Here is an 8091-nt window from a genome sequence, read left to right on the forward strand (position 1 = left end):
AGGTAAGGAGAGAATGAGTTTGTACTCCTGCTCATGATACGAACAATCACTAGACCCTGCATCACAAATGGCATACAAACGAAACCAACATTTTAAGGAGGAGTATCTATGCAAATTAAAAAAGCGATTATTCCTGCAGCAGGACTGGGGACAAGATTTTTACCTGCAACGAAAGCACAGCCTAAGGAGATGCTGCCAATTGTTGATAAGCCGACCATTCAATATATTATTGAGGAAGCTGTAGCTTCTGGCATTGAAGACATCTTAATTGTAAGTGGTCGCGGCAAGCGGGCAATTGAGGATCATTTTGATAAATCATATGAACTTGAAGAAACATTAGCAAGCAAAGAGAAATGGGATATTCTCGAGGATGTGCAACGCATATCAGAGCTTGCGAATATTCATTATATACGCCAAAAAGAGCCAAAAGGTCTTGGACATGCTATCTTTTGTGCGAGACGATTCATCGGCAATGAGCCTTTCGCTGTTATGCTTGGAGATGACATTGTTCAAACAAACGGTTCAGTCCCTTGCTTAAAGCAGCTAATCGATGTTTTTCACCAATATGACCAAGCGGTTGTAGGGGTTCAAAAGGTCGATCAAGCGGATGTATCGAAATACGGTATCGTCAGCTATGAGGAAGAGCCGTTGCAAGAAAAAATATACCGCATCGTAGATTTGGTTGAAAAACCAAGTATTGATAAAGCTCCATCAAATAGCGCCATCATGGGAAGGTATATTCTAACTCCTGAAATTTTAGATATTTTGGAACATCAAGCCCCAGGTGCCGGCGGCGAAATTCAATTAACAGATGCATTGAAAGCATTATTAAAAAGACAAAGCATCCTTGCCTATCATTTCCATGGGAAGAGATATGATGTTGGAGACAAGCTTGGTTTCATTAAAGCGACGATCGACTTTGCATTGGAAAGAGATGAATTGAAAAATGACTTGCTGGACTATTTAAGTAAAATCATGAATCAAGAGGAATATTTGAATCGTTAAAATACAAGGGGGCAAATACCTTGAAGGTAACGGTAGCAGGTACAGGCTATGTTGGGTTGGTAACGGGCGTTTGTTTAGCTGAAATCGGGCATGAAGTGATATGTATTGATATAAATGAAGAAAAAATCAGGTTGCTGAAACAGCGGAAGTCACCAATCTATGAACCGGGTCTTGAGGAGCTGCTCGAAAAAAATGCTAAAAGACGGAGTCTCTATTTTACAACCTCTCCAAAAGAGGCCTATGCCGAAAGGGAAGTCATTATCATAGCCGTTGGCACACCTGAAAATAGAGATGGTTCAGCAAATTTATCATATGTAGAAGCTGTAGCAAAGGATATAGCCGAGCATATGACGGATCATGTGATTGTAACCATTAAAAGCACGGTTCCAGTGGGGACAAATCATCGGGTGAAAGAGCTGCTAAATCAATATAAAGCACCCTATCTCCAAGTTGAAGTCGTTTCCAATCCTGAGTTCTTGAGGGAGGGTTCTGCAATTCAGGATACATTTAAAGGTGATCGCATTGTGATTGGATCAGCCTGCCAGCATGCCGGTGATGTCATTGAAACGATGTATAAACCTTTAAACATTCCAATTGTAAGAACGGATATTAAAAGCTCGGAAATGATTAAATATGCATCAAATGCATTCCTCGCAACGAAAATTAGTTTTATTAATGAGATTGCGAATATTTGCGAAAAGCTTGGAGCGAATATTGAGGATGTTGCGAGGGGTATCGGCCTTGATAGCAGAATCGGGGATAAATTCCTTCAAGCTGGAATCGGCTATGGCGGGTCATGCTTTCCAAAGGACACAAAAGCATTGGTGCAGCTTGCCGGAAATGTAAAGCATGACTTTGAACTGCTTGAATCCGTTATAAAAGTAAACAATCACCAGCCTCTTTTATTACTGCAAAAAGCAACGGATATTGCCGGAGATTTATATAGGAAGAAAGTCGCCTTATTAGGCCTTTCCTTTAAACCGAACACAGATGATGTTAGAGAATCAGCATCATTAGTGCTGGCAAAAAAATTGCTAGAAAACGGATCAATCGTGTCTGTCTATGATCCCATCGCCACCGACAATGCGAAAAAAATGCTAGGAGATCGTGTGATTTACTGCACATCGATTGATGAGGCAATACGTGGCGCAGAGCTAACCTTTATTGGTACTGAATGGGTGGAGATAAAAGAATACCCTGTTGCAAACTACAAAAAACTAATGAAAAATCCAAGAGTATTTGACGGAAGAAATTGTTATTCGCTTGCAGAGATGAAAAGACATGAAATTGTGTACGTTTCTATTGGGCGAAAAGCCATTCTGCAACAAATGTAGATGGAACTGAGATCTACCAAGACCAAGCGGCTGCTGCTATTGCACAAGGAATACATGATTTTTATAAATGGAAGAGCGGGAAATAGGATGGAAAAGCTAGTGGTCGTTTTAAACGATGCTAGCTTTTTTCTATCCTGCATTTTTATGGTTGTTGAAATTAGACAATTTTCGATATAATAAATGGAGTCTAAAAGGGGAATTACAATATAAATTATTGCAAAGTCTATACATAAAGATTTTTGTACAATAAATTGGAGGAGTTATCTTGGGAAATCTTATTATAGATCGTGTAAATGAAGCTTACTATGGAGTTTTAGGGGCTGATTTTAGTAAAAAAACGAGAGAAAGAATCAATTGGATTGTTACTCATGTAGAAGGAAACAAGATTTTAGATATTGGATGTTCTCAGGGAATCAACGCAATTTTATTGGGACGTGAAGGCAAAAAGGTTGATGGAATCGATATTTCGAGCGATGCAATCGAATATGCAAAAGAAGAACTTAAGAAAGAACATCCATCGGTTCAACAGTCTGTTACCTTCCGGGTTAGCAATTTTATGACTGATCATGAAATTGATTCAGATTATGATACGGTTCTCTTAACAGAGGTTATTGAGCATATAAGCGATCCTGATTCGTTTTTAGAAAAGGTTAGTAAACATATTAAGCCTGGCGGGAAATTAATTGTGACAGTACCGTTTGGTATTAATGATTTTATTGATCATAAAAGAACCTATTTTTATTCGTTGTTAGCGGAGCAATTAAAAGGACATTTTTCTATCGAGTCTTTTACATATCTTGGAAAGTGGACAGGGGTTATATGCAAGGCTTCATCAGAGGAAGGTGCACCGTTATATACTGCTCAAGCAGTTCAAAAACTAGAAAATGCGTTCTATGAAGTGGAAAGAGAATATCTTGATCGAATTGAAAACTACATGAATGAACTAAATAAGTATAAAAATGAGCGCCAGGAATTATTAAAAGAAAAAGAAGAGCTTGAAAAATTAAAAATATTACATGAATCCTTAATAGAAGATCGCCAAGAAAAGGAAGAGCTCATACGTCAACTGCAGATTGAAACAGTCGAATTATTAAATAAAGAAGAAGATGCATTAAAGGATGCTCTAATAAAGTCAAATAAAATTGAAGATATGAGTAAACAAATCAATTTACTTGAACATCGCTACAAAGTGTTAAGAAGATCCCGTTTTGGACGGATACAAATAAAATACTGGGAGTTAAAGAAAAAAATTGCTGGAAGAGGTAAAAAATAATGCTGAAACAAGAAATAGTTAAGCGTTTAGAAAAGGTAAGACAAATTCGTGCTCAAAAATTGGGATACGAATCGATAGAAGAGGGTGTTCGTAAGAAAGAAAATCCTCTATATGAAAAAGGGATCAGTATCATTTTGCCAACCTATAAAGGTGAAAATGTTATTATAAAATGTTTGGAATCGTTAGCAAATCAGACTTTAGATGCATCATTATTTGAAGTGATAGTCATTATTAATGGAGAAAAAGACCGTACAGAGGATTTAATTAATCAATTTATTGCTGAACGGCAATTGGAAAATATTAAGGTAGTTATTCTCGAAGAAGCCGGTGCGTCTATTGCACGAAATAAGGGAATTATGATGGCGAGCCGCCAATTTTGTACGTTTATTGATGATGATGACTACGTTTCAAGTAACTTTTTGGAAGAAATGTATAACTTAGCAGACCAAAACACAGTCGTTATCTCACAAATTTTTAATGTTGAGGAAGATGGGAAAGTCCAGGCCTCGAATCCAATTAATAGGCAAATCTTAAAGTCCGTTATTAGCAAACATAGTCCATATGATAAGCTTTATACGGTGTTGACACTTAATGCTTGCAAGTTAATCCCAACTTTATATGTACAAAAATACAAATATGACGAAAGTCTTCAGAGCGGCGAAGATGTCGTCTTTTTCACAGAGCTAACTGTAAAAAATGATCTGCAGTATGTAGTGGCTCCTGTGACCAAAAAAGTTGTATACTACCGAACCTTAAGAGAAAATTCAATCTCAAGACAAGCCATGACGTTTGATTTTAACGTAAGTCAACGGCTGGAATGTATTGCAAAACTGAATGAATTACTTTCACTAGATTATATATCGCCTATAAAACGAAAATTTATACAGCGTAAAATAAATGCTCAAAGTTCCTTTATTCAAAGCTATTACGAAGAACATAAAGAAGAATATGACCGAATTATTAATGCTATTACAAACAAAAAATTCATTTATTTTCCGTATAATTTATTAAACCATGATAGGGTAGAACAATTAGTTGTATCTTATTGTTTTCCGCCATATAATGACACAGCAGGAAATGTTATGGCAAAGCGCATGAGGGAATCAGGAAAGGTATCGGATGTTATTTATAATATGATGGATAAAGTGCGAAACAAAAATGTGTCTTTAAACCAGATGGTTGATGACTTAATTAACGTTCGCTTGCCGATCAATTCACCTTCAAGCTTTTCTCATTGGGCGCATATCAGAAAATTTGTCGATTTGGGTATGGAAGGTGCAGAAGAATTAGTTGAAAAAAATGGAGTGCATAAGCAGGTTTTCAGCCGTGCTATGTGGGCAGCCTCTCACTTTTTAGCTTATGAGTATAAAATGAAATATCCTCAAACGAAATGGATTGCGGAGTTTTCAGATCCATTAATTTATGATATTGAAGCGAAAAAACGAGTTGTCGATATCACAGAACCGGCTTATGTGAAAAAACTTGAAGCAGCTGTAAAAAAGGCTGGTTACCCATCTCCAAACGATAATAGTCTGTTTCTCTGGTGTGAATATTTGCCTTATATTTTTGCTGACGAATTGATTTTTACAAATAAGAATCAGTTTCAATATATGATGGACATGTTTCCAATTGAAGAAGTTAAGCCGCTTATTCAACAAAAAGCGATTATTGAGCCACATCCAACACTTCCAGAGAAGTATTATCATATGGAAGAGTTTGAGTACCCATTGTTATCTAATGAGCATGTAAATGTCGCATATTTTGGAAATTTCTACAGTAAAAGAAATCTTAATGATTTATTTGATGGATTAAAAGAAGCAACAAGTGAGGTTAAGGACCGAGTTCTTATTCATGTCTTTACCTCAAAACCGGGAGAGTTAGAAGAACAACTAAAAAATGATCCGCTAGAAGACTCAATTATCGTTAATGGGTTTGTTGATTTCTATCCATTCTTAAATTTATGTACGAAATTTGATTGCTTAGTGGTTAATGATTCAACTACGAAAGACAACAAACCAATTAATCCTTATTTGCCTTCAAAACTCAGTGATTATAAAGGAAGCGGAACAGATATTTGGGGAGTTTATGAAGAAGGAAGCATCCTAAGCCAAAGTGAGAATATCACATATCTGTCTCCTCTAAATGATGCGAAAGAAGCTGCAAAGGTTTTTGAAAAGATGGTGCTGAAAAAATTCCCGGGCTAATCCATTTACTGTGGAAAGAGAAGGAATAATCGTTTTCTCTATACTGTAAGGTATTGTGAAAGGAGCAGATTTAAATGGATACAACAATTGATCAAAAGGTAAGTGTGGATAAAGACGAATATGAAAGACTGAATAAGCTTGTTGATCGTCTTATTGAAGATAAAAAAGAGATGGAAACTGAATTTAAACAAATTATATCTTCCATTCTTAATGAAGTTGAAGCACGGGATAAAGCTGCAGTCAGTGATGGAAAAGTATCAGCTTCTTTACAGGAAAAAATAAGACAGCAAGAACAAACAATTAATGATCTGCAAAAACGATTATCCAAGCTGCAAAATTCGAAATTGGGAAAATTGCAAATGAAATATTGGGAACTTAGAAAGAGAATTAGGTAAGTTTATGAAATCACATGTTTTGTATCGTTATGACAGGAGGGGAACGTATGTTGAAAAGTGATCCAGTCGAAGTGAACCATTATGTAGATAAGTGGCCAAAATATACAGATTCAACATACAAAGTTTCAATAGAGAATGCTGATGATTTAACCATTAAGGTTCAACAGGTAAACAAGGATGCACGGCCACTTATTATTTATTATGATCAGAATAAAGCTGTGAACACAAAGTTGAATTCAGAATTCACATACGTGGCCAAAATTGATGGTGAAATCGATAATGGCTTACAAATCCAACAAGTGATCATCGGTTATGACCGGAAAAAGCAAAAAATTTATGTTCAATATAACCCATTAGGATGCGAGATGAACCTTAGTTTCCCTGAATCTGTTGTAAGTTATTCTTTAGGGATTCGGTTAACAGGAACTGGAGAAGCGAAGATATCCGAATTTACTGTTTCCGCTTATAATATGACGAACGAAGAAAGCAAAAAAGAACTATATTCTCGTTATCCAGAGGTTGACCATTTAATCATCACCAATGTTTATCCGGAAAAAAATACGTATTATCAAAACATGTTTATTCATAAACGGGTCTTAGGCTATAAAGCACAAGGCATTAATGTTGCAATCTATAGACTTAATACTTCACCTACCAGTGTGGCTCATTATGAATATGAGGGAATACCGGTGTTTATAGGCGGAGAAGATGTGCTGACGGGTTTATTGGATAGCAAGCCTTATAAAAAACTATTATTCCATTTCATTAATGAAAGAATGTATAGGTCTGTTCGTAAATCAAAAGCCCGAAATACCCCTAAACTCGTATGGGTACACGGCTTTGAAACTACTAAATGGTATCGACGCTGGTTTAATTTTTACAATGACACAAAAAGTCTGCGTGAAAGCTTGGAATATGCAGAAAGAAATCAGCAGCAATTAGATTTTATGCATGACATCTATAATACAAAGGATGATCAAATAAAGTTTATTTTTGTTTCTAATTGGTATAAAGAAAATGTTGCTGAAAAAGACACAAATAGTATTGTGAAGAATTATAGTATTATCCACAATATGATTGATGATGAATTATTTAATTATGTAGAGAAGTCTAAGGAACAGAGAAAAAAAATATTGACGATTCGGCCATTTGCTTCACGAACATATGCAAATGATTTGACGGTTAAAGCAATACTGACATTAATGGATAAGCCGTTTTTTAATGAACTCGAATTTAATATATACGGCCAAGGTCCATTATTCGATGAAGTCGTGGCACCGATACGGAATATTCCAAACGTACATCTTCATAATTACTTTTTATCTCAAGAGGAAATAGCTGAACAACATAAAAAGCATGGAGTCTTTTTGTGTCCTTCCAGAATGGATTCTCAAGGGGTATCCTTAGGGGAGGCAATGTCAAGCGGACTAGTTCCAGTAACAAGCAGTGTATACGCCATTCCGGAATTTATCGATGATACATGCGGCTATTTAGCCCCGAAGGAAGATTATCTCGGTTTAGCAGATGCGATTGAGGATTTATATCACAACCCTGAAATCTTTCTGGAAAAATCAGCAAATTCCGCAAGCAGGGTACGTAATCAGTGCGGAAAGAATAAGATGGTTCAGTCTGAATTAAATGAAATCATGGCTTAGGCACATGTTCAGTCTGTGCTCTGTCATGTAAGGTAAGAAAGTATCCAATTTTAACCTGTTTTTTGTTTCTAGCTCCAGCGCCTAGCCTTTCTAGGGTCTAGTACTTGCCCTTGGCTGATCAAGGCGCTTGCGCTTTTCGAATCGTTTAGAAATTATAAAATTCTTGAACTGTGGATAAGCGCTTTGACATCCAGCTCCAGCGCCTAGCCCCTCGAGGTCATAAGC

6 protein-coding genes are annotated in these 8091 nt (G+C 36.4%); all 6 read left to right on the forward strand.

Annotation, left to right across the window (positions count from 1 at the left end; genetic code table 11):
* Positions 1–108 precede the first annotated feature (108 nt).
* The 6 genes from galU (at position 109) to Q1B07_RS20910 (ending at position 7866) form a co-directional block, all read left to right on the forward strand.
* A complete protein-coding gene (gene galU / locus Q1B07_RS20885; RefSeq protein ID WP_299093786.1) occupies positions 109–1005 on the forward strand; it encodes a UTP--glucose-1-phosphate uridylyltransferase GalU in 897 nt (298 codons plus the stop codon).
* Positions 1006–1025: 20 nt separating this feature from the next.
* On the forward strand, positions 1026–2339 hold the full coding sequence (locus Q1B07_RS20890) for a UDP-glucose/GDP-mannose dehydrogenase family protein (RefSeq protein ID WP_299093785.1): 1314 nt from the start codon (positions 1026–1028) through the stop codon (positions 2337–2339).
* A gap of 265 nt (positions 2340–2604) precedes the next feature.
* Complete coding sequence (locus tag Q1B07_RS20895) at positions 2605–3612, forward strand: methyltransferase (protein WP_299093783.1); 1008 nt, start codon at positions 2605–2607, stop codon at positions 3610–3612.
* Positions 3612–5816, forward strand: a complete 2205-nt coding sequence (locus tag Q1B07_RS20900; protein WP_299093781.1) for a glycosyltransferase family 2 protein — start codon at positions 3612–3614, stop codon at positions 5814–5816. Before Q1B07_RS20895 ends, Q1B07_RS20900 begins: the two co-directional genes overlap by 1 nt.
* Positions 5817–5890: 74 nt before the next feature.
* Positions 5891–6211 (forward strand): hypothetical protein, encoded by a 321-nt coding sequence (locus tag Q1B07_RS20905; RefSeq protein ID WP_299093779.1) that lies wholly within the window; start codon positions 5891–5893, stop codon positions 6209–6211.
* 47 nt (positions 6212–6258) lie between these two features.
* Complete coding sequence (locus Q1B07_RS20910) at positions 6259–7866, forward strand: glycosyltransferase family 4 protein (protein WP_299093777.1); 1608 nt, start codon at positions 6259–6261, stop codon at positions 7864–7866.
* The last annotated feature ends 225 nt before the right edge of the window (positions 7867–8091 follow it).

It is taken from the genome of uncultured Metabacillus sp. (assembly GCF_947503125.1).
Classification (GTDB): domain Bacteria; phylum Bacillota; class Bacilli; order Bacillales; family Bacillaceae; genus Metabacillus.